This window comes from Janibacter anophelis NBRC 107843 (genome assembly GCF_001570945.1).
GTDB lineage: Bacteria > Actinomycetota > Actinomycetes > Actinomycetales > Dermatophilaceae > Janibacter > Janibacter anophelis.
In genome coordinates this window covers 33863-56716 of the sequence record NZ_BCSQ01000018.1, presented here as the reverse complement: position 1 = coordinate 56716, position 22854 = coordinate 33863, and the positions used below count along the sequence as shown (strand labels likewise).

Here is a 22854-nt window from a genome sequence, read left to right as displayed (position 1 = left end):
GCTCAGCGAGCGTCTGGTCACGGTCCCTGAGGAGCTCGCTCAGCGAGCGTCTGGTCACGGTCCCTGAGGAGCTCGCTCAGCGAGCGTCTCGAAGGGCGTGCGCCTCGACCATGGCCGGCCCGTACCAGGTGAGCAGCCGGCCGCTCACCAGCAGCGTCGGCACGCGCTCGAAAGCCTCCGGGCCGTCGTCGGCAGTGAACTCGTAGGGCTCGTCGGGCAGGAGCACGAGGTCGATGTCCGGGCGGTCGAGGTCGGTGAGCTCCACGCGGGGGTAGCGGTCATCCGGGTCGGCGTCCGGACCGGCGAGGACATTGGTCCACCCGAGTCGGGTGAGCAGGTCGGTCGTGTAGGTGCGGGGCCCGACGGCCATCCAGGGGTCGCGCCAGATCGGGACCGCGACCCGGCCGCGGGGCGCGGGCGGGTCGCCGCCCCACAGGTCGTCGGCCCGGTCCAGCCAGGTGGGCACCGGCTGTCGCAGCGCCTCGACGACGAGCCGGCGCATGGAGGCCAGCGCCGACGGCACGTCCTCGATGTCGGTCACCCACACCTGCACACCGCGCTCGCGCAGTCGGCGCACGTCGAGCTCCCGGTTCTCCTCCTTGTTGGCCACGACGAGGTCGGGGGAGAGGTCGGCGATCGTGGGGAGGTCGGGGTTCTTGGTCCCGCGCACCCGGGTGACGTCGAGGCCGGCCGGGTGGGTGCACCAGTCGGTCGCACCGACGAGCACGTCGGGACAGGTCGCGGCGAGCGCCTCGGTCAGGCTCGGCACGAGCGAGACGACTCGCCGTGGTGGGGTCGGCAGGTCGACGGGGGCGCCGAGGTCGTCGCGCAGCGTCATGCCGCCGCCAGTCCCAGGGCGAGCAGCTCGGTGAGCGCCATGCCGGTGATCGCCAGCGCCAGGGCGAAGGGGGCCCGACCGTCGCGCCGTCGTGACGGCTCGACCGGGGCGGGCACGTAGCGTCGGCGGCCGAGGACGAAGGCGGTGCCCGCGAGGCCGAGCGTCGCGAGCATGATGAGCAGGGCGACGGGTCCGATCTCGCCACCGGTGTGGCGGGCGATGATCGCCGCCCCGGCGGCGGTGGTGAGCGCGGTGCGCTGCCACGACAGGGCGGTGCGCTCGGGCTGGGCCCCGTGGGGCGTGGCGCGGGCGAGCTCGCTCATGGCGTCAGGACCCCGCGACGACGACGGCGAGGACTGCTGCGGCGACGAGGACGACGCCGGTGATCACCGCGGCCGCCACCCCGAGCGAAGGGAGCGGCTCGCCCCGGCGCATCGCCCGCTCGGCCATCGCCCACCGGAGGAAGGCGAGCAGTGGGCACAGTGCGCCGAGGACGAGCAGCATCGCGGCCAGCGCGCGGGTGAGGGTGTCGGGGACGCCGAGGTCGAGCACGTCCACGGCGACGCCGGCCGCCAGCAGCGCGAGGGTGGTGCGCAGCCACGCGAGATAGGTGCGCTCGTTGGCGAGGGAGAAGCGGTAGTCGGGTTCTTCTCCCTCGCCGTAGACCTGCGCCGGCCAGCGTTCGGTGCTCACAGGAGGCACGCTACCCAGCGGACCTCCACCGGCGGGCGGGTCACACGTTGCGCCGGTACTGGCCACCGACCTCGAAGAAGGCGTCGGTCACCTGCTGCAGGCTGCAGACCCGGGCGGCGTCCATGAGCACCTCGAAGACGTTGGCGTCGGTCGTCGCCGCCTCCTTGAGGCGGGCGATCGCCTGCTCGGCCTCCTCGCGGTGCTCGTCCTGGTACGAGCGCACGCGCTGCAGCTGCGAGACCTTTTCGTCCTCGGTGGCGCGGGCGAGCTCGATCTCGTCGGGCTCCCCCTTCGCCCCGTCCTCGCGGAGGAAGGTGTTGACGCCGACGATCGGCAGCGTGCCGTCGTGCTTGCGGTGCTCGTAGAGCAGGGACTCGTCCTGGATCCGGCCCCGCTGGTAGCCGGTCTCCATCGCGCCGAGCACACCGCCGCGGTCGTTGATCCGGTCGAACTCGGTGAGCACGGCCTCCTCGACGAGGTCGGTGAGCTCGTCGATGATGAAGGAGCCCTGGAGCGGGTTCTCGTTCATCGCCAGGCCCCACTCGCGGTTGATGATCAGCTGGATCGCGAGGGCGCGGCGCACGGACTCCGTCGACGGGGTGGTGACCGCCTCGTCGTAGGCATTGGTGTGCAGGCTGTTGGCGTTGTCGTAGAGCGCGTTGAGCGCCTGCAGCGTCGTGCGGATGTCGTTGAAGTCCATCTCCTGCGCGTGCAGCGACCGGCCGGAGGTCTGGATGTGGTACTTCAGCTTCTGGCTGCGCTCGTTGGCGCCGTACTTCTCCTTCATCGCCACTGCCCAGATGCGGCGGGCGACCCGGCCGAGGACCGAGTACTCCGGGTCCATGCCGGAGGAGAAGAAGAAGGACAGGTTCGGCGCGAAATCGTTGATGTCCATGCCGCGCGCGAGGTAGGCCTCGACGTAGGTGAAGCCGTTGGCGAGGGTGAAGGCGAGCTGGCTGATGGGGTTCGCCCCGGCCTCGGCGATGTGGTACCCGGAGATCGACACCGAGTAGAAGTTGCGCACCCCCTGCTCGATGAACCACTCCTGGATGTCGGCCATCATGCGCAGGCTGAACTCGGTGGAGAACAGGCAGGTGTTCTGCCCCTGGTCCTCCTTGAGGATGTCGGCCTGGACGGTGCCGCGGACGTTCTGCAGCGCGTGGGCGCGCAGCTCCTCGGCCTCCGCGCCGGACGGCTCACGACCCTCGCGCTCGCGGAAGGCCTCGACCTGCTGGTCGATCGCGGTATTGAGGAAGAAGGCGAGCACCGTCGGGGCGGGGCCGTTGATCGTCATCGACACGCTCGTCGTGGGGGCGAGCAGGTCGAAGCCGGAGTAGAGCGCCTTCATGTCGTCGAGCGTCGCGACGGAGACACCCGAGGTGCCGACCTTGCCGTAGATGTCGGGCCGCTCGCCGGGGTCGCGCCCGTAGAGGGTCACCGAGTCGAAGGCCGTGGACAGGCGGGTGGCCGGCTGGCCCTGCGACAGCAGCTTGAAGCGTCGGTTGGTGCGGAAGGGGTCACCCTCGCCCGCGAACATGCGCGCCGGGTCCTCGTTGTCCCGCTTGAAGGGGAAGACGCCGGCGGTGTACGGGAAGGAGCCGGGCAGGTTCTCGGAGCGCCAGAAGGTGACGAGGTCACCGTGGTCGGTGTGCTTGGGCAGGGCGACGCGCGGGATCTTGTTGCCCGACAACGACTCCTTGGTCAGCTTGGTGTGCAGCTCCTTGCCGCGGATGGTGACGACCTGCTCGTCGCCCGAGTAGGACTCGACGACGGCGGGCCAGCGCTCGATCTGCTCGCTGACCTCGACGGGCAGGTCGCGGCGGGCCGCGTCGAGCAGCTCGTCGACGCCGTGGCCGTCCTTGCCGGCAGCGGTCAGCTCGTCGTCGACGGCCGCCAACCGCTGCACGCGGCGGGCGGTCTCGGCGAGCTCGGTGGTGCGGGCGTGGTAGCCGCGGACGGTGTCGGTGATCTCGGTGAGGTAGCGCACCCGGGTGGCCGGGACGACCTGGCCGAAGCGGGTGGAGAACTTCGTGTCGACGGGCGCGAGCTGCCCCTCCTGCACCGGCAGGCCGTGCTCGGCGAGCAGGCCCCGCAGGTGCTGGTAGAGGGCGGTGACGCCGTCGTCGTTGAAGGTCGCGGCGGAGGTGCCGAAGACCGGCATGTCCTCGGGGCGCTGACCGAAGGCCTCACGGTTGCGCACGAGCTGCCGGGCGACGTCGCGCAGGGCGTCGGCCGCGCCGCGGCGCTCGAACTTGTTGATCGCGACGACCTCGGCGAAGTCGAGCATGTCGATCTTTTCCAGCTGGCTGGCCGCGCCGAACTCCGGCGTCATGACGTACATCGGCACGTCGACGAAGGGGACGATCGCCGCGTCGCCCTGGCCGATGCCCGGGGTCTCGACGATGACCAGGTCGAAGCCGGCCGCCTTGGTGATGTCGATGATCGTCTGCATCGCCTGCGGGACCTCCCGGTCGCCGCGGGTCGCGAGCGACCGGAAGAACACGGGGGAGGCCCCGGAGACGCTCTCGCCGAGCGAGTTCATCCGGATGCGGTCTCCGAGGAGGGCGCCGCCCCCCTTCCTGCGGGTGGGGTCGACGGCGATGACGGCGATGCGCAGCTTGTCCTGCTGGTCGACGCGGAAGCGTCGCACGAGCTCGTCGGTGAGCGAGGACTTGCCCGAGCCGCCGGTGCCGGTGAGGCCGAGGACCGGTGCGGTGGAGCGCTGGGCCGCCTCGGCGATGCCGGCGAGGAAGGACTCGTCGAGGTGCCCGAGCTCGGCACCCGAGATGGCGCGGGAGAGCGCGGCGCGCTCGCCGGAGAGGACGGCGTCGAGGCTGACCGGGCCCTGCTCCCACACGTCGGTGTCGCAGTCGGCGATGAGCGTGTTGATCATGCCGGGCAGGCCCAGGCGCTGGCCGTCCTCGGGGGAGAAGATCGTCACGCCGGCCTCACGCAGCCGGGTGATCTCCTCGGGGACGATGACGCCGCCGCCACCACCGAAGACCTTGACGTGGCCCGCGCCCTGCTCGCGCAGCAGCTGGGTCAGGTACTCGAAGTACTCGACGTGCCCGCCCTGGTAGGACGAGACCGCAACGCCCTGCACGTCCTCGTCGATCGCCGCGTCGACGACCTCCTGCACGGAGCGGTTGTGGCCGAGGTGGACGACCTCCGCCCCCTGGCTCTGCATGATCCGGCGCATGATGTTGATCGACGCGTCGTGGCCGTCGAAGAGCGCTGAGGCCGTGACGAATCGGACCGGGTGGGTCGGGGAGTGCAGCTCGGGCTTGGTGGGCGCAGCCATGGTGGGACCTCGTCATCGAAGTGGTGCTGTCACCCCAGATACTAGGACATCCAAGTAATTGGCCGCAATTGTCGTTGGTGCGGCCACGCTCCCTGAGGAGGTCGCGCAGCGACCGTCTCGGCCATGCTCCCTGAGGAGGTCGCGCAGCGACCGTCTCGAAGGTCAGCGCACCGTGTCCCCGTGCGCGGCGCGAAGGGAGGACAGCAGCCGGGTCGTGGCGCGCACGTCCTCGGGGTCGAGGCCCGGGGAGGTGAAGACCTGCTCGTTGAGGTCCCGGGTGGCCTGCTCGACGACCCGCTCCCCGGCGGCGGTGAGGGAGGCGAGGACGACCCGGCGGTCGGTCTCCCGGCGCAGTCGCTCGACCAAGCCCTGCGCCTCGAGCCGGGCGACCGCGCTCGTCACGCTCGTCGCGTGGACCTGGAGCAGCGAGCCCAGCCGGCTCATCGGCATCGACCGGCGGCGGCTGAAGGCGAGCAGTCGCAGGATCTCGAAGCGGGCGAAGGTCAGCCCGTGCGGACGCAGGACCGACTCGACGCGCTCGTGGACGAGCTGCTGGGCGCGCACGATCGAGGTCACCAGGGCCATGCCGTCGGCGGCGTCGGCCCAGCCGTGGGAGACCCACTGCTCGTGGGCGCCCCTGATCGGGTCCGGATCGGTCATGCCGCAGATTGTAGGACGTCCCACCATCGCCGTCCGGTCCGGTGAGGGTGACCTTTCATGGACCGCATGACGAGAGCGTGGAAGGGTAGGAAGCACAGCACCCGTCAATCACGGAGGTTCCATGTACACCCTTCCCGATCTCCCCTACGACTACGGAGCACTCGAGCCCGCCATGAGCGGCGAGATCCTCGAGCTGCACCACGACAAGCACCACGCGACCTACGTCAAGGGCGCCAACGACACCACGGAGAAGATCGCGGAGGCCCGCGACAAGGGCGACCTCAGTGGGATCGTCGGCCTGGAAAAGACGCTGGCCTTCAACGTCTCCGGGCACGTGCTGCACTCGATCTTCTGGGAGAACCTCTCCCCGGACGGTGGCGACAAGCCCGACGGCGCCCTCGGCACCGCGATCGACGAGCACTTCGGTTCCTTCGACAAGTTCCGCGCGCAGCTGACCGCGGCGACGCAGACCACGCAGGGTTCGGGCTGGGGCGTCCTGGCCTGGGAGCCGCTCGGCCAGCGCCTCCTCGTCACCCAGGTCTACGACCACCACGGCAACGTCGCTGCCGGCATGACGCCGCTCCTGGCCTTCGACGCCTGGGAGCACGCGTACTACCTGCAGTACAAGAACGTGAAGCCGGACTACATCGAGAAGCTGTGGGACATCGTCAACTGGAACGACGTCTCCGCGCGCCTCGAGGCGGCCAAGAAGGCCTGACGGCCCGACGTCGAAGGGAGGGACTCACCACCTGGTGGGTCCCTCCCTTCGTCACGTCGTGCTCCTGCTTTCGCTGGTCGAGGAGCGATGAGCGCCAGCGAGGAGCCTCGAGACCCCGGTCCCTACACTGTGATGGCCCAGCCGAGGGAGACGAGCGCGATCCCGAGGGCGAGGTTGAGGGCGACGTCGGCGACCGCGTGCCGCGTCCGGCCCGTCCGGGCCGCGGAGACCACCTCGACGGCGTGCGTGGCGAAGGTCGTGTACGCGCCGCAGAAGCCCACGCCCACCAAGGGCAGCAGCCACCCCGGGGCCGCGCCGGAGGCATGGCCGGCGACGAGCCCGAGCAGCAGGGAGCCGGTCGCGTTGACGACCAGCACACCGCCCGCGGCCGTGGCCCCACGAGAGCGAAGGGAGGTCACGACCAGGTGTCGTGCGGCGGCCCCGAGCGCCGCGCCGAGCGCGACGAGCAGCGCGGTCACAGCTCCTCCTCCGCGACGGCCTCGTCGGCCGAGGCCGAGGTGTGCCAGAGCCGGTCGCCGACGACGAGGCCGAGCAGCGCGGCGCCGAGACCGAGCCCCAGGGTGAGTGCGAGGTAGGCGAGCAGACCGCCGCGCCCGTCACCGGCCAGGCCGTGCGCGTCCAGGGCGAAGGAGGAGTAGGTGGTCCAGCCACCGAGCAGTCCGACCGAGACGGCGGGTCGTACGAGGGGATGGCGTTCGCCGGCGGCGAGCCAGGCGACGAGCAGCCCCATCGCCAGGGCTCCCGTGACGTTGACGAGCAGGGTCGGCCAGACCGCGCCGGGGGCGAGCAGCCCTGCGCCCCAACGCCCCAGCGAGCCGATCGCCCCGCCGGCCGCGACGGCGGCGAGGGTTCCCCCCTTCGACACGACCATGTCGCGCCCCGCGGCGACGCCCTCGCTCACGCCCGTCGGGTCTCGAGGAACTCGGCGATCCGGCCGATGGCCTCGGTGAGCACGTCCTCGTCGGGCAGCGTGACGAGGCGGAAGTGGTCAGGCGTGGGCCAGTTGAAGCCCGTGCCGTGGGTGACGAGGATCTTCTTCGCCCGCAGCAGGTCGATGACGAATGCCTCGTCGTCCTCGATCCGGTAGACCTCGGGGTCCAGGCGCGGGAAGCAGTACAGCGCGCCCTTGGGCTCGACACAGCTGACGCCGGGGATCTCGTTGAGCAGGCGCGAGGCCAGCTTGATCTGGTCGTGGTAGCGCCCGCCCGGGACGATGAGCTCGTTGATCGACTGGTAGCCGCCGAGCGCGGTCTGGATCGCGTGCTGGGCCGGGACGTTGGAGCACATGCGCATGTTGGCCAGCAGGGTCAGGCCCTCGAGGAAGTCGCTCGCCTGGTGCCGCGGACCGGAGATCATCACCCAGCCGGCGCGGTAGCCGCACACGCGGTACGCCTTGGACAGGCCCGAAAAGGTCAGGCACAGCACGTCGTCGCCGGCGTACTCGGCCGCGTGGTGGTGGACGGCGTCGTCGAAGACGATCTTCTCGTAGATCTCGTCGGCCATGACGACGAGGTCGTGGCGGCGGGCGATGTCGACCAGACCGCGCACGATCTCGGCCGAGTACACCGCGCCCGTCGGGTTGTTGGGGTTGATGATGACGATCGCGTGGGTGTTGTCGGTGATCTTGGACTCGATGTCCGCCAGATCGGGGTTCCAGCCGTTCGCCTCGTCGCAGCGGTAGTGCACCGGGGTGCCGCCGGCGAGCGAGACGGCGCCGGTCCACAGCGGGTAGTCCGGAGCCGGGATGAGGATCTCGTTGCCGTCGTCGACGAAGGCCTGCAGCACCATCGTGATCAGCTCGGAGACGCCGTTGCCGATGTAGACGTCCTCGACGGTCGTCTCCTTGAGCCCGCGGGACTGGTAGTACTGCGCGACGGCCGTGCGGGCGGAGTAGATGCCCTTGCTGTCGACATAGCCCTGCGCGTCCGGCAGGTGCCGGGTCATGTCGGCGACGATCGCCTCGGGCGCCTCGAAGCCGAAGGGGGCGGTGTTGCCGATGTTGAGCTTGAGGATCTTGTGTCCCTCGGCCTCCAGTCGCTGTGCCTCGACGAGGATCGGCCCCCGCACGTCGTAGCGGACGTCCCTCAACTTGCGGCTCTGTCGGATCTGGCGCATGGCAGGCAGTCTCCCAGTAGCGTGGCGCCCACCGTGCACCGTCTCGAGAGGAACACCGTGCGTGTCGCCAGCGTCACCGTCCTGACCCTGCTCTGCGCGACCTTCGCGGCCGGGTGCGGCGCCGACACGGACCCGCCCCCGGAGAGCGTGAGCGGGCCGACGGTCCAGCCGGCGGACATCACCTCCCAGGCCGAGCGGCTCATCGGGCCGAAGATGCCGGTGGGCTCGACCCTCGAGTGCCCCGACCCGCTGTCCGCGCAGGTCGATGCGACGACCACCTGCAGCTGGGCGATGCCGGACGGGACCTCGATCGGCATGACCGTGACCGTCACCGAGATCACCGACGGCAGGGCCAGTCTGAACTTCGCGAACGACGACCAGGTGACGCCGAGCCCGAGCTCGTGAGGCGCTCCCTTCGTCTGTGACCCGCCGGCCGGCCCGCCCCAAACGAACTGTGGCTGGCTGCACCTTGGATGGTCGGCCACACCACGTGCTCTGGCTGACGATCGCAGGTGTAGCCAGCCATAGTTTGTGGCCGACCCGCGGGCGGGGTCACATCCCCGTCGTCGACCGGGGGTAGGGGATCTCGGGGTCGGTGACGATGTTGACCAGGTAGGGCACGCCGGAGGCGAAGGCCCGGTCCAGCGCCGGTCCGATCTGCGCCGGGTCGGTGACGAGCTCGCCGCCACCGCCGAGGGCCGTGACGACCTGGTCGTATCGCGTGCCCGGGGCGAGGTCGGCCGCGACGTCGTAGCCGTAGAGCATCTGCATCGGCTGCTTCTCCAGGCCCCACGCGCCGTTGTTGCCCATGACCATGACGACGGGCAGGCCGTGCCGCACGAGGGTGTCGACGTCCATGAGCGACATGCCGGAGGCGCCGTCGCCGAGGAGCAGCACGACCTGGGACGAAGGGTGGGCGATGCGGGCCGCGATCGCCGCACCGAGGCCGGCGCCCAGGCAGCCGAAGGGGCCGGGGTCGAGCCAGCGTCCCGGCCGGGAGGGCTCGACGAATCGCCCCGCCCACGAGACGAAGTCGCCGCCGTCGCCGATGACGACCGCGTCATCGGCCAGACGCGGCACCAGCTCGCCGTAGATCCGCGCCGGGTGGATGGGCGCGACCGGGCTGGTGAGCAGCTCGCGGTCCTGCGCGGCGCGGGAGGCGGCCTCCTGGGAGAGTCCGTCTGCCCAGGCCGACCAGTCGGTGTGGGGGAGGGCCTCGACGGCTGCCTGGAGCTGGTCGAAGAAGGAGGTGAGGTCGCCGGCCGCGGTCGCGGCCGGCTGCGCGTGCGTGCTCAGCTGGCCGGGGGAGTCGGCCACGTGCACGACCTGCGCCTCGGGCGCCCCGCCCTGCCCGCCGAACGATCCGTACCCGAGGCGGAAGTCGAGCGGCGTGCCGACGACGATCGCGAGGTCGCACCCACCGACCGCGCTGCGGCGGGCCTTGCCCACGAGCAGCTCGTGCCCGGCGGGCAGGATCCCGCGACCCATGCCGTTGGTGATCGTGGGCAGCCCGAGGTCGGTGACGCAGCGTCGAGCGGGCTCGTCGGCGCCGTCGCTCCACACGTCGGTGCCGAGGATGACGAGCGGACGCTCCGCGCCGGCCAGCAGCCGGGCGATGGCGTCGACGTCGCCGGCCTCGGGCGGGTGTGGCGCCGTGGTGCCGGCCGCGACGGGCCGGTCCTCGGCGTCGCCGAAGAGCTCGTCCATCGGCACGTCGAGGAAGACGGGGCCACGGTGCGGGGCCGCGGCCAGGCGGAAGGCCTCGTCGACCTCGTCGGCGATCTTGTCGACCGAGCCCACGGTCGCCGCCCGCTTGGTGATCGGCCCGAGGACGCTCGGGTGGTCGAACTCCTGCAGGGCTCCGCGTCCCCAGGAGAAGGAGGCCGCGCGGCCGCCGAGGACGACGAGCGGAGCACCGCTGAAGTGCGCCTGCGTGATCGCGCTGACGCCGTTGGTGACGCCGGGGCCCGCGGTGAGGACGGCGAGCCCGGGGGTGCGGGTGAGCTTGCCGGTCGCCTCCGCGGCGAAGACGGCGGTCTGCTCGTGCCGCACGTCGAGCAGTCGCATCGGCGGGTCGGACGTCACCGCCCCGTCGTACAGGGGGAAGACGTGCGCGCCCGAGAGGGTGAACATCGTCTCCACCCCGTGGGCGGCCGCCGCGGAGACGGCCCGCATGCCGCCACTGACCTCGTCGTAGTGCTCCACGCCTCTAGGTTACCCGTCAGTAGTCCATCTACACTGGCGGAGTGAGCACCGATCCTTCGCACACGGTCTGGGAGGACGAGGAGGCTGCCCGCGAGGCGGCCCTCGCCGCCTCCGATCTCGACGGCGACCAGGTCGACGACGAGGACCTCGACGAGGACGAGCGCGCCTGAGCGCCTAGCCCCTGAGCGCCAGCCCCTGAGCGCCAATGGCGTTGCCCCGTCTCACGTTGTGGCGTGTGATCATCGTCCCCGTCACAAACGCTGACACCGCATTGCGCCCTGTCGTAGGTTGCCCTGAACCACACCCACACCCCTGACCAGGAGTGACGATGCGACTTGGCGTGCCCAAGGAGTCGAAGCGCGGAGAAACCCGCGTCGCGGCGACCCCCAAAACGGTCGAGCAGCTGATCAAGCTCGGATACGACGTCGTCGTGGAGTCCGGCGCCGGTGAGGCCTCTGCCTACCCGGACCAGGCCTACGTCGACGCCGGTGCGACCCTCGAGCCCGCCGACCAGGTCTGGGCGAGCGATGTCGTCGCCAAGGTCAACGCGCCCTCCGACGAGGAGGTGTCGCGCCTGGCGTCCGGCGCGATCCTCGCCTCGCTGCTCGCGCCGGCCCTCAACCCCGACAAGGTCGAGGCGCTGCGTGCCCAGGGCGTCACCGCGCTCGCGATGGACGCCGTGCCGCGCATCTCGCGTGCGCAGTCGCTCGACGTGCTCTCCTCCATGGCCAACATCGCGGGCTACCGCGCGGTCGTGGAGTCCGCGCACGAGTTCGGCGGCCTCTTCACCGGCCAGGTCACGGCCGCGGGCAAGGTCCCGCCGGCCAAGGTCCTCGTCTGCGGCGCCGGCGTCGCCGGCCTCGCGGCCATCGGTGCCGCCGGGTCGCTCGGCGCGATCGTGCGCGCCTTCGACGTGCGGCCCGAGGTGGCCGAGCAGGTCGAGTCGATGGGCGCCGAGTTCCTCGAGATCGACATCGAGCAGGAGGTCTCCACCGACGGCTACGCCAAGGAGACCGGCGAGGACTTCAACCGCAAGGCCGCCGAGCTCTACGCCGAGCAGGCCAAGGACGTCGACATCATCATCACGACGGCCCTGATCCCCGGCAAGCCGGCTCCGCGCCTGATCACCGAGGAGATGGTCGCCTCGATGAAGCCCGGCTCGGTCATCGTCGACATGGCGGCAGGCTCGGGCGGCAATGTCGCCGGCTCCGTCGCGGACGAGCGGGTCGTCACCGACAACGGTGTGCGCATCATCGGCTACACCGACCTGGCCGGTCGCCTGCCCACGCAGGCCAGCCAGCTCTACGGCACCAACATCGTCAACCTGCTCAAGCTGGTGACGCCGGACAAGGACGGCCAGCCGGTCCTCGACATGGAGGACACGGTCGTGCGCGGCATGACCGTGACCAAGGACAGCGAGACGCTCTGGCCACCGCCGCCCGTGCAGGTCTCGGCCGCCCCCAAGGCCCCGGCCGCAGCTGCGGCCCCCGCCGAGCCGCAGCCGGAAAAGGTCGTCGACCCCAACCGCAAGTTCTGGCTCATCGGAGGTGCGGCGCTCCTCTTCCTCATCGCCGCCGCCTTCATGCCGACGGCCTTCCTGTCCCACTTCATCGTCTTCGCGCTGGCCGTGGTCATCGGCTTCTACGTCATCGGCAACGTCGCGCACGCGCTGCACACGCCGCTGATGTCGGTGACCAATGCGATCTCCGGGATCATCGTCGTCGGCGCACTGCTGCAGGTGACCTCGTCCAACATCGTCATCCAGGTCATCGCCGCAGCTGCCATCTTCTTCGCCAGCATCAACGTCTTCGGTGGCTTCACGGTCACGAACCGGATGCTCAACATGTTCCGGAAGGGCTGAGTCGTGCTGTCCACCGTCGTCACCGCCGCCTACATCGTCGCGGCGCTCCTCTTCATCCTCTCCCTCGCCGGCCTGAGCAAGCACGAGACGGCCAAGCACGGCAACTGGTTCGGCATGGCCGGCATGGCCATCGCTCTCTTGGCCACGATCGCCCTGGTCATCGACGGGGTCTACTCCGACGGTCCGGCCACCGACGCCGGCAAGTGGGGGCTGGGCGTCCTCGTCATCACCATGGCCCTCGGTGCGGCCGTCGGTGTGCGCATCGCCCGCCGCGTCGAGATGACCGGCATGCCGCAGCTCATCGCGATGATGCACTCCTTCGTCGGTCTGGCCGCCGTGCTCGTCGGCTACAACACCTTCTTCGCCTCGCACGGCGACAGCCCCGAGGCCGTCGCCGAGCACAAGCGCCTCGAGGCCCTCGACATGGTCGGGATCCACAACGGCGAGGTCTTCATCGGCGTCTTCATCGGTGCGGTCACCTTCACCGGCTCGGTCGTGGCCTACCTCAAGCTCAGCGAGAAGATGAAGTCCGCTCCGCTCGTGCTGCCGGCGCGCCACTGGCTCAACCTGCTCGCCGTGCTCGTCTCGATCGCGCTCTGCGTCGTCTACGTCATCACCCCTTCGCTCCTGGTGCTCGGGATCATGACGGTCATCGCGCTGCTCTTCGGCTGGCACCTCGTCGCCTCCATCGGCGGCGGTGACATGCCGGTCGTCATCTCGATGCTCAACAGCTACTCGGGCTGGGCCGCGGCCGCGGCGGGCTTCATGCTCTCCAACGACCTGCTCATCGTCACGGGTGCGCTCGTCGGCTCCTCCGGTGCCTTCCTGAGCTACATCATGTGCAAGGCGATGAACCGCTCCTTCATCTCCGTCATCGCCGGTGGTTTCGGTGCCGAGGCGCCGAAGTCCTCCGGGGACGAGGACCACGGCGAGCACCGTGAGGTCCAGGCGGAGCAGGTCGCTGAGCTGCTCTCCGACGCGTCGTCCGTGGTCATCACGCCGGGCTACGGCATGGCGGTGGCCCAGGCGCAGTACCCGGTCGCCGACCTCACCGCCAAGCTGCGGGCGAAGGGGGTGGACGTCCGCTTCGGCATCCACCCGGTCGCCGGTCGCCTCCCCGGTCACATGAACGTCCTGCTCGCCGAGGCCAAGGTGCCCTACGACGTCGTGCTCGAGATGGACGAGATCAACGACGACTTCGACGAGACCGATGTCGTCCTCGTCATCGGCGCCAACGACACGGTCAACCCGGCCGCTGCCGAGGACCCGACCAGCCCGATCGCGGGCATGCCGGTGCTCGAGGTGTGGAACGCCAAGGACGTCATCGTCTTCAAGCGCTCCATGGCCACGGGGTACGCGGGCGTCCAGAACCCGCTGTTCTTCCGGGACAACACCCAGATGCTCTTCGGCGACGCCAAGGACCGGGTGGAGGACATCCTCAAGTCCCTCTGACCGACTGTCGCTCGCTGAGGCGCGAGCGCCAGCGAGCCTCGAAGCGACGCAGGGCGGCGCCCACCCGATCGGGGTGGGCGCCGCCCTTCGTCATGCCGTGTCGACGGGTCCACTGGCGCGCATTTCCCGGGCGGATGCGCGTTCTCGGGTCCACTGGCGCGCATTTCCCCGGGGAAATGCGCGTTCTGGGGTCCATGGGCGCGCATTTCCCCGGGCGGATGCGCGGCCCGTGCGCCACCCATCCAACGCGACATCAATGGGCGATGGACAATAGTGTGTCTCGCACACTATGGTGTGACGCATGGACGACGAACTGCTCGGAGGGCACCTGCAGGAGCTGCGGCGCGGGACCGTCGTGCTCGCCTGCCTGGCGACCCTCGAGCACCCCAGGTACGGATACGCCCTGCTCGAGACGCTCGACGCCGCTGGCTTCGCCGTCGACGGCAACACGCTCTACCCGCTGCTGCGCCGCCTCGAGAAGCAGGGGCTGCTCACGAGCGAGTGGAACACCGACGAGGCGCGGCCGCGCAAGTTCTACCGGACGAGCGCCGAGGGCGCGCAGCTGCGCACACGACTGATGACCGAATGGCGATCGCTCGACTCGGCGATCGAGGGACTGGACGGAGAGACGCCATGAGCAGGACGAGCCTGACCGATCGCTATGTCTGGACGGTGACCCGCCAGCTGCCCCCGGAGACGGGCCCCGACGTGGCCCGCGAGCTGCGGGGGACCATCGAGGAGACAGTCGAAGGGAGGGTCGCCGCCGGTGAGGAGACGGCGACGGCCGAGCGCGAGACGATCCTCGAGCTCGGCGACCCCGACGTCCTCGCCCGCGAGTACGGCGGCCGGCCCAACCACCTCATCGGGCCGGCGTACTTCCCCGCATGGGTGCGCCTGGTCAAGGTGCTGCTGGCGATCGTCGTCCCGCTGGCCGTGCTCGGCTCGGTCATCGCGCAGACCTTCGTCGCCGGTGCGAGCTTCGGCGGCATCGTCGGCGAGGCGGCCGTGATCGCGCTGTCGGTCATCGTGCACGTCGTCTTCTGGACCACGCTCGTCTTCGCCGTCGTCGAGCGGTACGGCAGCGCGTCCGAGCAGGACACGTTCGCCGAGACCTGGAGCCCCGACGAGCTCGCCGACCCCGCCGACCGTGCTCGCCGGGCGAGCCTGGCGGAGATGCTCTTCGAAGTCGTCGCCACCCTCGTCGTCATCGGCCTGGTCGTCTGGCAGCTCGGCGGCGTCGGCGAGGACGCGGTGCAGGTCCTCGATCCCGACCTGGGCTGGGGGTGGGGTGCCCTGATCGTCGGCTTCCTCGCCCTCGACGTCCTGGTGACGATCGCGGCCTGGGCGCGCGGTGGGTGGACCCGGACCCTGGCCGCCGTCAGCCTCGTCAGTGCCGTCGTCTCGGGTGTCGTGCTCGTGTGGCTGCTGCTGAGCGACCGACTGCTCACGGACCTGCCGGCCGAGTTCAACGCGACCTTCGGCTGGGACGCGGACTGGACCATCTCGATCCCGGCCGTCGCCGTCGGCATCGCGGTCATCTGCGGCTGGGAGGCCGTGACGGCGCTGCGCCGGATGCGCGACACCACCCGTCAGTACGCCTGACGGACCACCTCCCTGACGAACTGCTGCCGGCTCAGGTTGGTATCGCCAGCAGGAGTTCGAGCTACGGCTGACGCCACGAACTGCTGCCTGCAGTAGTTCGTGGCGTCGTGGCTGAGGCCGCGTCGATCCCGAAGGGGGGCAGCGCCCGCGTCAGCGGGCGTCGGGGTCGTACGGCGGCAGCTCGCCGGTGTCGGCGTCGCGGTCGCGGTGCTCGAGGTCGTGGCTGCGGTAGATCAGGCTGTCCCGGCGGGGCGGCGGGCCGTAGACCTCGGGATCAGGCACGGGGCCCCCGCCGACGTAGACCCCGTCGACGACACCCAGCCGGGTCGCGTAGTCCGCTTCGGTGTCCCAGACGGGCTCGCTCCCTTCGTCGTCCTCGTCGAGGGGGCCCATGCCGAAGACGACCGAGCAGATCGCCCGGTAGTTGTCGTCCGGGTCGGGGACGAACTCGATGCTCGAGAGGGCCTGGTCCTGCCCGGCGCTCTCGAGGACGAAGGTGCCGTAGCCGAGGATGCGGCCGAGCAGGGAGCGCTCGTAGCCCATGTCGGTGACCTTCTTCAGCGGCATCATCGAGACCTTGTGGTTGATCCACCCCTCGAAGAGCACGATCCGCTTGTCCGTCGCGACGACACGGGTGTGGCGCCACTCGATCCACTGCCAGCCCGCCCAGCCGAGGACGCCGAGATACAGGAACCAGAGGTAGCCGAGGATGCCGCTGTTGGCGTCGCTGACCGAGATGTCCAGCCACACGCACAGGGCGGTGGCGGCGAGGACGACCAGCGCGGGCTTGAGCAGGACGATGCGGTGGTGACGGATCTCCGCCACCGCGGTCTCGCCGGGGAGGAGGTACTTGCGCAGTCCCCGGTGGGCGACCTCCTCCGGCATCGTCACCTCGCGATCAGCGAGTCGAAGAACTGCCCGATGTTGCGCACGCCGTTGGCGACGACGTCCCAGGCGGAGCCGACGATGTTGGCGGCCTCGTCGGGCGAGGTGAGGATGGCGTAGAGGAGGAAGATCGTGAGCAGCCAGAGGACGATCTTCTTGATCGGCGGCGTGTTCATGGCTCGTTCTTCTCCGTCATCTGTGGGCAGCGGCGGTCCACGTCAGGGCGTGAATCCGGTCCAGTGTGGCAGATGTGACGGGTGTGACGCGTCAGACCACGCCGTAGAGACGGTCACCCGCGTCGCCGAGGCCGGGCACGATGTAGCCGTCCTCGTTGAGCCGCTCGTCGACGGCGGCGGTCACGAGCGTGACCGGCACCTCGAGGTCGCGCAGCTCGTGCTCGATGGCGTCGATCCCCTCGGGGGCGGCCAGGAGCGTGACGGCGATGATGTCGTCGGCGCCGCGCTCGACGAGGTAGCGGATCGACATCGCGAGCGTCCCGCCGGTGGCGAGCATCGGGTCGATGACGTAGCACTGGCGGCCGGACAGGTCGTCGGGCAGCCGGTTGGCGTAGGTGACCGCCTCGAGCGTCTCCTCGTTGCGCAGCATGCCGAGGAATCCGACCTCGGCGGTCGGCAGCAGCCGCACCATGCCCTCGAGCATGCCCAGGCCGGCGCGCAGGATCGGCACGACGAGCGGCTTGGGCGTCGACAGCTTGGTGCCCGTCGTCGGGCCGACCGGGGTCTCGATGTCGAAGGCCTCGGTGCGCACCTCGCGCGTCGCCTCGTAGGCGAGCAGGGTGACGAGCTCGTCCGCGAGCCGGCGGAAGGTCGGGCTGTCGGTGCCTTTGTGTCGCAGGTAGGTCAGCTTGTGGGCGATGAGCGGGTGGTCCGCGACGATGACGCGCATGGCCCCGAAACTACCGTGCGCGACACTGGTCCCGTGAGTCCCGACCCCACCCGGCCGCAGCGCCCCGCCGAGGAGGCGTGGATGGGCCGCGCCCTCGAGCTGGCCGCGGCGGCCGCCGCCGACGGCGACATCCCGGTGGGTGCGGTCGTCGTCGACGCGGACGGCGTGGTCATCGGCGAAGGGCGCAACACCCGTGAGCGGGACGGCGACCCGACCGGGCACGCCGAAGTCGTCGCGATGCGCGCCGCGGCGCGGGCGAAGGGGGAGTGGCGCCTCGAAGGGTGCACGCTCGTCGCCACCCTCGAGCCGTGCCCGATGTGCGCCGGCGCCGTCGTGGCCAGCCGGGTGCCCCGCGTGGTCCTCGGCGCCTGGGACCCCAAGATGGGCGCCTGCGGGTCGGTGTGGGACGTCGTGCGTGACCGCCGGTCGATCCACCGCGCCGAGGTCGTCGGCGGGGTGCGCGAAGGGGAGGCCGCGCGCCTCCTCGTGGACTTCTTCGAGGACCGCCGGGGCGGCGAGCCGGGCTGATCCGGCGACGCGTCCGCCGGTCCGATTCGGGGACAGCGCCCTCGACCTTGTATTGTGCTCCGCGGTGGCGTGTCCGAGCGGCCTAAGGAGAACGCCTCGAAAGCGTTTGTCGGTTGACGCCGACCGTGGGTTCAAATCCCACCGCCACCGCCAGTTGGCCAAGGCCCTGGAACCCCGGATGCTTCACGGGTTTCAGGGCCTTCGTCATGTCGCCGGGTCCGCGTGTCGTACCGGGGGAGCGCTCCCCGTGGCGCCCCCTTCGTCCGTCTGTTTGTCTGGGGACATGCGACGTCCAGCCAAGGTCCTCATGTCCGCCCTCGCCGCGGCCGCCGTCGTCGTGCCGCTGAGCGGCTGCGACCGGTGGAGCTCGAAGTGCGACACAGACAACACCTGCGAGATCATGATCGAGGGCGACGATTTCTACGAGTTCCCCCGCCCCTACGACGCGAGCGAGGGGTACGGGAAGACCAAACAGATCAAGGACCGCATCCGCCTGGTCTCCGCCGCCGAGGGCGGCGAGGCGGTCATCCAGGCCGGTGGCAACGACAACACGTGCACGCAGGGCAGCAGCTTCGTGGTGGTCGACACGACGATCACCTGCGACGTCGTGGGTGACGACCGCGTGGAGCTGACGACCACCCGGCCCTGACTCAGCAGGTGGGCAGCTCGCCCTCGGGGACCAGCTGCTCGTACGTCGGACCGAGGACGACGTCGACCGACGGGCGCTTGCGCACGTCGTGGATCATCTCGAACTCCCCGACGTGGACCCGCACGAGGTCCGCACCCTTGCGGCCGTTGCTCCCGTAGCGCAGCTGGCCGGGGCCGTCGAGCTTCGCCTTCTTCGGGTCGTTGGCGATCGTCTTCACGCTGAAGCCGCGCTCCTCCAGCTGGCCGGCGACGCGGGCGGCGAGCCCGGCGCGGTTGGTGGCGTTGTAGACGTTGACGTCGACCTGACCGGGTGAGATGTCGCAGGTCGAGCTCTCGTTGCTCGTCGTCGTGCTCGACGACGTCGCGGCCTGCTCGCCGCGCGCCTGATCCGCGCGGATGTAGGACAACGCGTACCAGACCGCGAAGAAGAGGAGGAGCAGCACCACGGCGAAGGTGATGACCGACCGGCGCCGTCGCGCCCGGACCGGGTCCTCCTCGCCGTCGTAGTCGTAGTCCTCGCGCACGGTCAGCCCTCCACCTCGAGCACGCGCGCGTGCAGGGCCGAGCGCTGGTGGAGGGCGGCGCGCAGCGCTCGGTGCAGCCCGTCCTCGAGGTAGTGGCGTCCGCGCCAGAGGACGACGTGGGGGAAGAGGTCGCCGTAGAACGTCGAGTCCTCGGCGAGCAGGTCGTGCAGGTTGAGGGAGCTCTTGGTCGTCGTCAGCTGCTCCAGCCGGACTGGTCGTGGCGGCACGTCCGCCCAGTCGCGCGGGGTCGTCCGCCCGTGGTCGGGGTACGGGCGGGTGTCACCGACGGCCTGGAAGATCACGCAGCCACGATAAGAGGGGTCCTCGCCGCACGTCGCACTAGTCTCGGCTCCGTGACCGACTCTTCACACCTGGACTCCATCCGCGCGGGCTACGACTTCGCGTCACCCGCGATCGACCTCGGCGCCACCGTGCTCGACGGCGCGACGCATGCGGACGTGCCCGTGCGCGTGCCGCTGGCGAGCCTGACCAAGCACGGCCTGGTCGCCGGTGCGACCGGCACGGGCAAGACCAAGAGCCTGCAGCTGATGGCCGAGCAGCTCTCGGCGGCCGGCGTGCCCGTCTTCCTCGCGGACATCAAGGGCGACCTCTCGGGCATCGCGACCCCGGGCGAAGGGGGCGACAAGCTCACCTCCCGGACGTCGGCGATCGGGCAGGACTGGCAGGCGACCGCCTTCCCGACCGAGTTCCTCACCCTCGGCGGCCAGGGCATCGGCGTGCCGATCCGCACGACGATCACGAGCTTCGGCCCGACGCTGCTGAGCAAGGTCCTCGGGCTCAACGACACCCAGGAGTCCAGCCTGGGCCTGATCTTCCACTTCGCGGACAAGAACGGTCTGGCGCTGCTCGACCTCAAGGACCTGCGCGCGGTCATCCAGCACCTCGTCTCCGACGAGGGCAAGGCCGAGCTCAAGGCGCTCGGTGGGCTGTCGAGCTCCACCGCGGGAGTCATCCTGCGTGAGCTCATCGCCTTCGAGGACCAGGGCGCCGACGTCTTCTTCGGGGAGCCGGAGTTCGACACCGCCGACCTGCTGCGCATGACCGACGACGGTCGCGGCATCGTCACCTGCCTCGAGCTGCCGGCCGTCCAGCAGCGCCCGCAGCTGTTCTCGACCTTCCTCATGTGGCTGCTCGCCGACCTCTTCCACGACCTGCCCGAGGTCGGTGACGTCGACAAGCCGAAGCTCGTCTTCTTCTTCGACGAGGCGCACCTGCTCTTCGACGAGGCGAGCAAGGCCTTCCAGGACTCGATCGAGCAGACCGTGCGCCTCATCCGCTCGAAGGGCGTCGGTGTCTTCTTCGTGACGCAGAGCCCCAAGGACGTGCCCGGCGACGTGCTGGCGCAGCTCGGCAACCGGGTGCAGCACCAGCTGCGCGCCTTCACCCCCGAGGACTCCAAGGCGATCAAGGCCGCGGTCTCGACGTACCCGCACACCGACTACGACCTCGCGGAGCTGCTCACCCAGCTCGGCACCGGCGAGGCCGTCGTCACCGTGCTGTCGGAGAAGGGGACGCCCACGCCGGTCGCACACACGATGATGCGGGCGCCGCAGTCGCTGATGTCGCCCTCGACCAAGGAGCTGCTCGAGCAGACCGTCGCCGGCTCCCCGCTCGCCCCGAAGTACTCCGAGGCCCTCGACCGGGAGTCCGCGTACGAAAAGCTCGCGGCCCGCCTCGAGGCGGCGCCGACCGCCGACGAGGCGTCGGTCGAGACGAAGGGGGATACGCCCCCTTCGCCGTCGAAGGCACCCAAGGAGGAGCCGGGCATGGTCGAAAAGGTCGTGGGCTCGTCCGCCTTCCGTTCCGCGCTGCGGTCGGCGGGCACGGTCATCGGCCGCGAGATCACGCGCTCGCTCTTCGGTACCTCGCGCCGCCGCCGCTGACGCCCGCTCAGCGCCATCGACCCACCTCAACGGGGAGTGCTCCCCGTTGAGGTGGCGGTGTGCACCTGACAGGATCTGTGCACACTGCACGCGATCGGGGGAGAGAGCGAACGATGACCGGTGTGACCCACGGGGCGGACGCCGAGCGACTGCGTGAGGTCGCGGACGCCTTGCGCGGCCACGGCCAGCGCGTCAAGGAGATCGGCGACCGGATCGGCCCCATCGCGCAGGTCCTCGAGGAGTCGTGGGGCGGCCCGGATGCCGCAGCCCTGATCGCCGACGTCGACGGGCTGCGCCCGAGCGTCGCGAGCGCGGGTGCGACCGTCATCGCCTGGGCGGAGGAGCTGCGTGCCCAGGCTGACGAGCAGACCGACGCGTCGGGTGGTGCGGGTGCCTCCGGTGGTTCGGGCGCCGGTGGCGGAGGCGGCAACAGCCACGGGCGGGCGGCGAATCCTGCTGGACCGACCCGGCAGGAGGCCATGGACCACATCAAGGACATCGTCGGAGGGGTGACCAAGGATGGCGGCGGGGGCGACACGGGGATGCGCAATCCCTTGGCCGCGGCCATCGACCGTCCGCGGTTCGGCAACGACCCGACGCCCGACGTCAAGCCCCGCAACGTCATCGACGGCAAGCCGGGCGGAGACGAGAAGAGGACGGGCAGCTCCTCGCACACGGACTCGACGGGCAACAACATCAAGCTGAGTCACACGACGACGGGCTCGACGAGTGATGCGGGCGTCGACGCCCAGGGTCGCGGTCTGCAGACGACGACCGTGACGGGGACGACCGAGTTGAGTGCCGAAGGGAGCGCCAAGGTCGGCCGGATCGGTGTGGACGGCAAGGCCTTCGCCGGCACTGAGAGCAGTTGGGCGGTCACGGGCCCGGACGGGACCGACGCCGCCTCGGTCAACCCGCTGGACCCGACGAACATGCCCGAGGGCACGTCCGCGCGGCTGGGCAGCTCCTGGTACACGGGCAACGGCCTCGGTGCCAGTTACAAGTTGTTGTCCGCCGACATGGGCACGGAGTCCGGCACGGAGCACTACGTCGAGGTCTCCCGCGGTGAGGGTGACGAGGTGACGGTGGTCGTGGGCGATGACGACTTCGACAAGGCGAAGAGCTCGCTGGGGCTCGGCACCGACGACGTCAGCGCCCGGCTGTCCGCCGACTCCGACTTCACGCAGGGACGCGCCAAGGAGGTCACCTTCGACCTGTCGACGCAGGAGGGGCAGGACGCCTACAACCGGTTCGTCCTGCTCGGCAAGGCGCCACAGGCCGACGCCCCCGGGGTCGTCGACGTCGCTGACGTCGAGGCGTTCTCCGGATCGAGGAGCACGGGCGCGTCCGTCTCCCTCTGGGACAAGACCTTCGGCAGCTCCGACTCGAACTGGAATGCCGGCGGACTGTCCAAGCAGCATGCCGACGGCAGCGAGACGGTCGAGTGGTCGGGCAAGGACGGCAGCACGCAGGTCGGTGGCAGTACCCACATCGACCCCGACGGCAACGTCGACCGCGACAAGAGCACCTACTACCTGCGTCAGCGGGACGTCGACGCCGACGTCGCCCACGAATACAACCAGCACCAGGGCTCGGGCGTACGGCCGTCGCAGAGCCAGAACGTCGCCATCTCCTTGACCCCCAACGACCTGCAGGCCATGAGGTACACGGCCGCCGAGAGCGCAGCCGCGAGGATCAACAACGAGCCGGAGTGGTACCGGGGCACCGACATCGACGACGGTCGGCAGTGGACGGCCGACGACGTGCTCGAGTACGTCGACGGCCACCCTGATCGTGCTCGCGGACTGGACGGGATCGACACTGCCTCGACCGATCTGCTCGCGTCCCAGGACGACTCGGAGATCCTGCGTGCCATGAGCGCCGAGGGCCCGGTGGAGTTCCAGAACGAGCTGGCCCGGGAGTACTCCGTGCACCAGGACAACTACCGCGGGCACCGGGGCAAGGTCACGAGCACGGGGACGGACTGAGGTCC

The 22854-nt window shown here is 70.3% G+C and carries 25 protein-coding genes and 1 tRNA gene; 12 read left to right on the top strand and 14 right to left on the bottom strand.

Annotation, left to right across the window (positions count from 1 at the left end):
• Positions 1–76: 76 nt before the first annotated feature.
• The 5 genes from JAN01S_RS06775 to JAN01S_RS06755 all read right to left on the bottom strand — a co-directional run bounded on the left by JAN01S_RS06775 (position 77) and on the right by JAN01S_RS06755 (position 5492).
• The gene (locus JAN01S_RS06775) at positions 77–838 is read right to left on the bottom strand and encodes a helical backbone metal receptor (protein ID WP_068315599.1); all 762 of its coding nucleotides are present in this window, start codon (positions 836–838) and stop codon (positions 77–79) included.
• A complete protein-coding gene (locus JAN01S_RS06770) occupies positions 835–1161 on the bottom strand; it encodes a DUF202 domain-containing protein (RefSeq protein WP_068315596.1) in 327 nt (108 codons plus the stop codon). The genes JAN01S_RS06775 and JAN01S_RS06770 overlap by 4 nt, the downstream gene beginning before the upstream one ends.
• A 4-nt stretch (positions 1162–1165) precedes the next feature.
• Complete coding sequence (locus tag JAN01S_RS06765) at positions 1166–1531, bottom strand: YidH family protein (RefSeq protein WP_068315592.1); 366 nt, start codon at positions 1529–1531, stop codon at positions 1166–1168.
• Positions 1532–1571: 40 nt separating this feature from the next.
• Positions 1572–4832 carry a fused isobutyryl-CoA mutase/GTPase IcmF gene (gene icmF / locus JAN01S_RS06760; protein ID WP_068315589.1) on the bottom strand — a complete coding sequence of 1087 codons (3261 nt, stop codon included), beginning with the start codon at positions 4830–4832 and terminating at the stop codon, positions 1572–1574.
• Positions 4833–4994: 162 nt separating this feature from the next.
• Entirely contained in the window at positions 4995–5492 is a 498-nt protein-coding gene (locus tag JAN01S_RS06755; protein WP_068315586.1) for a MarR family winged helix-turn-helix transcriptional regulator, read from the bottom strand.
• Between the two features lie 121 nt (positions 5493–5613).
• Between JAN01S_RS06755 and JAN01S_RS06750 the strand changes: the two genes are divergently transcribed.
• Positions 5614–6210 (top strand): superoxide dismutase, encoded by a 597-nt coding sequence (locus JAN01S_RS06750; protein WP_068315583.1) that lies wholly within the window; start codon positions 5614–5616, stop codon positions 6208–6210.
• Positions 6211–6332: 122 nt separating this feature from the next.
• Here JAN01S_RS06750 and JAN01S_RS06745 read toward each other — a convergent pair whose 3' ends face one another.
• Genes JAN01S_RS06745 through JAN01S_RS06735 form a run of 3 tightly spaced genes read right to left on the bottom strand, consistent with a single transcriptional unit; the run spans position 6333 to position 8346 of the window.
• Positions 6333–6689, bottom strand: a complete 357-nt coding sequence (locus JAN01S_RS06745) for a fluoride efflux transporter FluC (protein WP_068315580.1) — start codon at positions 6687–6689, stop codon at positions 6333–6335.
• Positions 6686–7132, bottom strand: coding sequence for a FluC/FEX family fluoride channel (locus JAN01S_RS06740; RefSeq protein ID WP_157075638.1), 447 nt, complete (start codon positions 7130–7132; stop codon positions 6686–6688). Before JAN01S_RS06740 ends, JAN01S_RS06745 begins: the two co-directional genes overlap by 4 nt.
• Positions 7129–8346: a pyridoxal phosphate-dependent aminotransferase gene (locus JAN01S_RS06735; RefSeq protein ID WP_068315578.1), complete on the bottom strand. Its 1218-nt coding sequence runs from the start codon at positions 8344–8346 to the stop codon at positions 7129–7131. Before JAN01S_RS06735 ends, JAN01S_RS06740 begins: the two co-directional genes overlap by 4 nt.
• A 33-nt stretch (positions 8347–8379) precedes the next feature.
• On the opposite strand from JAN01S_RS06735, the gene JAN01S_RS06730 reads away from it, so the two are divergent.
• Positions 8380–8751 carry a fimbrial protein gene (locus JAN01S_RS06730; protein ID WP_157075637.1) on the top strand — a complete coding sequence of 124 codons (372 nt, stop codon included), beginning with the start codon at positions 8380–8382 and terminating at the stop codon, positions 8749–8751.
• A 147-nt stretch (positions 8752–8898) separates the two neighbouring features.
• Here the strand turns inward: JAN01S_RS06730 and JAN01S_RS06725 are convergent, their stop codons facing one another.
• A complete protein-coding gene (locus tag JAN01S_RS06725; protein ID WP_218000007.1) occupies positions 8899–10551 on the bottom strand; it encodes an acetolactate synthase in 1653 nt (550 codons plus the stop codon).
• 41 nt (positions 10552–10592) lie between these two features.
• Between JAN01S_RS06725 and JAN01S_RS17670 the strand changes: the two genes are divergently transcribed.
• The 5 genes from JAN01S_RS17670 (at position 10593) to JAN01S_RS06705 (ending at position 15466) form a co-directional block, all read left to right on the top strand.
• Positions 10593–10721, top strand: coding sequence for a hypothetical protein (locus JAN01S_RS17670; RefSeq protein ID WP_280513179.1), 129 nt, complete (start codon positions 10593–10595; stop codon positions 10719–10721).
• A 158-nt stretch (positions 10722–10879) separates the two neighbouring features.
• Entirely contained in the window at positions 10880–12412 is a 1533-nt protein-coding gene (locus JAN01S_RS16860; RefSeq protein ID WP_068315574.1) for a Re/Si-specific NAD(P)(+) transhydrogenase subunit alpha, read from the top strand.
• 3 nt (positions 12413–12415) lie between these two features.
• Positions 12416–13864, top strand: coding sequence for a Re/Si-specific NAD(P)(+) transhydrogenase subunit beta (gene pntB / locus JAN01S_RS16855; protein ID WP_068315572.1), 1449 nt, complete (start codon positions 12416–12418; stop codon positions 13862–13864).
• Positions 13865–14165: 301 nt separating this feature from the next.
• Entirely contained in the window at positions 14166–14501 is a 336-nt protein-coding gene (locus JAN01S_RS06710; protein ID WP_068315570.1) for a PadR family transcriptional regulator, read from the top strand.
• Positions 14498–15466, top strand: coding sequence for a permease prefix domain 1-containing protein (locus tag JAN01S_RS06705; protein WP_068315568.1), 969 nt, complete (start codon positions 14498–14500; stop codon positions 15464–15466). Before JAN01S_RS06710 ends, JAN01S_RS06705 begins: the two co-directional genes overlap by 4 nt.
• A gap of 150 nt (positions 15467–15616) precedes the next feature.
• Here JAN01S_RS06705 and JAN01S_RS06700 read toward each other — a convergent pair whose 3' ends face one another.
• From JAN01S_RS06700 to upp, 3 genes are all read right to left on the bottom strand, one after another.
• Positions 15617–16351 carry a PH domain-containing protein gene (locus tag JAN01S_RS06700; RefSeq protein ID WP_068315565.1) on the bottom strand — a complete coding sequence of 245 codons (735 nt, stop codon included), beginning with the start codon at positions 16349–16351 and terminating at the stop codon, positions 15617–15619.
• A 2-nt stretch (positions 16352–16353) separates the two neighbouring features.
• Positions 16354–16527, bottom strand: a complete 174-nt coding sequence (locus JAN01S_RS17090) for a hypothetical protein (RefSeq protein WP_169797178.1) — start codon at positions 16525–16527, stop codon at positions 16354–16356.
• 91 nt (positions 16528–16618) lie between these two features.
• On the bottom strand, positions 16619–17257 hold the full coding sequence (gene upp, locus JAN01S_RS06695) for a uracil phosphoribosyltransferase (RefSeq protein ID WP_068315561.1): 639 nt from the start codon (positions 17255–17257) through the stop codon (positions 16619–16621).
• 81 nt (positions 17258–17338) lie between these two features.
• On the opposite strand from upp, the gene JAN01S_RS06690 reads away from it, so the two are divergent.
• From JAN01S_RS06690 to JAN01S_RS06680, 3 genes are all read left to right on the top strand, one after another.
• A complete protein-coding gene (locus JAN01S_RS06690; RefSeq protein ID WP_068315558.1) occupies positions 17339–17785 on the top strand; it encodes a nucleoside deaminase in 447 nt (148 codons plus the stop codon).
• Positions 17786–17848: 63 nt separating this feature from the next.
• Positions 17849–17938 (top strand) — tRNA-Ser (locus JAN01S_RS06685).
• 130 nt (positions 17939–18068) lie between these two features.
• Positions 18069–18434 carry a hypothetical protein gene (locus JAN01S_RS06680; protein WP_157075636.1) on the top strand — a complete coding sequence of 122 codons (366 nt, stop codon included), beginning with the start codon at positions 18069–18071 and terminating at the stop codon, positions 18432–18434.
• A 1-nt stretch (position 18435) separates the two neighbouring features.
• Here JAN01S_RS06680 and JAN01S_RS06675 read toward each other — a convergent pair whose 3' ends face one another.
• Positions 18436–18957, bottom strand: coding sequence for a LytR C-terminal domain-containing protein (locus tag JAN01S_RS06675; protein WP_068315552.1), 522 nt, complete (start codon positions 18955–18957; stop codon positions 18436–18438).
• 2 nt (positions 18958–18959) lie between these two features.
• On the bottom strand, positions 18960–19259 hold the full coding sequence (locus tag JAN01S_RS06670) for a type II toxin-antitoxin system VapB family antitoxin (protein ID WP_068315549.1): 300 nt from the start codon (positions 19257–19259) through the stop codon (positions 18960–18962).
• A gap of 51 nt (positions 19260–19310) precedes the next feature.
• Between JAN01S_RS06670 and JAN01S_RS06665 the strand changes: the two genes are divergently transcribed.
• Both JAN01S_RS06665 and JAN01S_RS06660 read left to right on the top strand, forming a co-directional pair.
• Complete coding sequence (locus tag JAN01S_RS06665; protein ID WP_068315546.1) at positions 19311–20861, top strand: helicase HerA-like domain-containing protein; 1551 nt, start codon at positions 19311–19313, stop codon at positions 20859–20861.
• A gap of 113 nt (positions 20862–20974) precedes the next feature.
• A complete protein-coding gene (locus JAN01S_RS06660; RefSeq protein WP_068315543.1) occupies positions 20975–22849 on the top strand; it encodes a hypothetical protein in 1875 nt (624 codons plus the stop codon).
• Positions 22850–22854 lie beyond the last annotated feature (5 nt).

What these genes read in the sequence shown, in the direction of transcription:
- JAN01S_RS06775 (WP_068315599.1), bottom strand. Translation starts at nt 838, where the DNA reads ATGACGCTGCGCGACGACCTCGGCGCCCCCGTCGACCTGCCGACCCCA.
- JAN01S_RS06770 (WP_068315596.1), bottom strand. Translation starts at nt 1,161, where the DNA reads ATGAGCGAGCTCGCCCGCGCCACGCCCCACGGGGCCCAGCCCGAGCGC.
- icmF (WP_068315589.1), bottom strand. Translation starts at nt 4,832, where the DNA reads ATGGCTGCGCCCACCAAGCCCGAGCTGCACTCCCCGACCCACCCGGTC.
- JAN01S_RS06755 (WP_068315586.1), bottom strand. Translation starts at nt 5,492, where the DNA reads ATGACCGATCCGGACCCGATCAGGGGCGCCCACGAGCAGTGGGTCTCC.
- JAN01S_RS06750 (WP_068315583.1), top strand. Translation starts at nt 5,614, where the DNA reads ATGTACACCCTTCCCGATCTCCCCTACGACTACGGAGCACTCGAGCCC.
- JAN01S_RS06735 (WP_068315578.1), bottom strand. Translation starts at nt 8,346, where the DNA reads ATGCGCCAGATCCGACAGAGCCGCAAGTTGAGGGACGTCCGCTACGAC.
- JAN01S_RS16860 (WP_068315574.1), top strand. Translation starts at nt 10,880, where the DNA reads ATGCGACTTGGCGTGCCCAAGGAGTCGAAGCGCGGAGAAACCCGCGTC.
- JAN01S_RS06710 (WP_068315570.1), top strand. Translation starts at nt 14,166, where the DNA reads ATGGACGACGAACTGCTCGGAGGGCACCTGCAGGAGCTGCGGCGCGGG.
- JAN01S_RS06705 (WP_068315568.1), top strand. Translation starts at nt 14,498, where the DNA reads ATGAGCAGGACGAGCCTGACCGATCGCTATGTCTGGACGGTGACCCGC.
- JAN01S_RS06700 (WP_068315565.1), bottom strand. Translation starts at nt 16,351, where the DNA reads ATGCCGGAGGAGGTCGCCCACCGGGGACTGCGCAAGTACCTCCTCCCC.
- JAN01S_RS17090 (WP_169797178.1), bottom strand. Translation starts at nt 16,527, where the DNA reads ATGAACACGCCGCCGATCAAGAAGATCGTCCTCTGGCTGCTCACGATC.
- upp (WP_068315561.1), bottom strand. Translation starts at nt 17,257, where the DNA reads ATGCGCGTCATCGTCGCGGACCACCCGCTCATCGCCCACAAGCTGACC.
- JAN01S_RS06690 (WP_068315558.1), top strand. Translation starts at nt 17,339, where the DNA reads ATGGGCCGCGCCCTCGAGCTGGCCGCGGCGGCCGCCGCCGACGGCGAC.
- JAN01S_RS06680 (WP_157075636.1), top strand. Translation starts at nt 18,069, where the DNA reads ATGCGACGTCCAGCCAAGGTCCTCATGTCCGCCCTCGCCGCGGCCGCC.
- JAN01S_RS06660 (WP_068315543.1), top strand. Translation starts at nt 20,975, where the DNA reads ATGACCGGTGTGACCCACGGGGCGGACGCCGAGCGACTGCGTGAGGTC.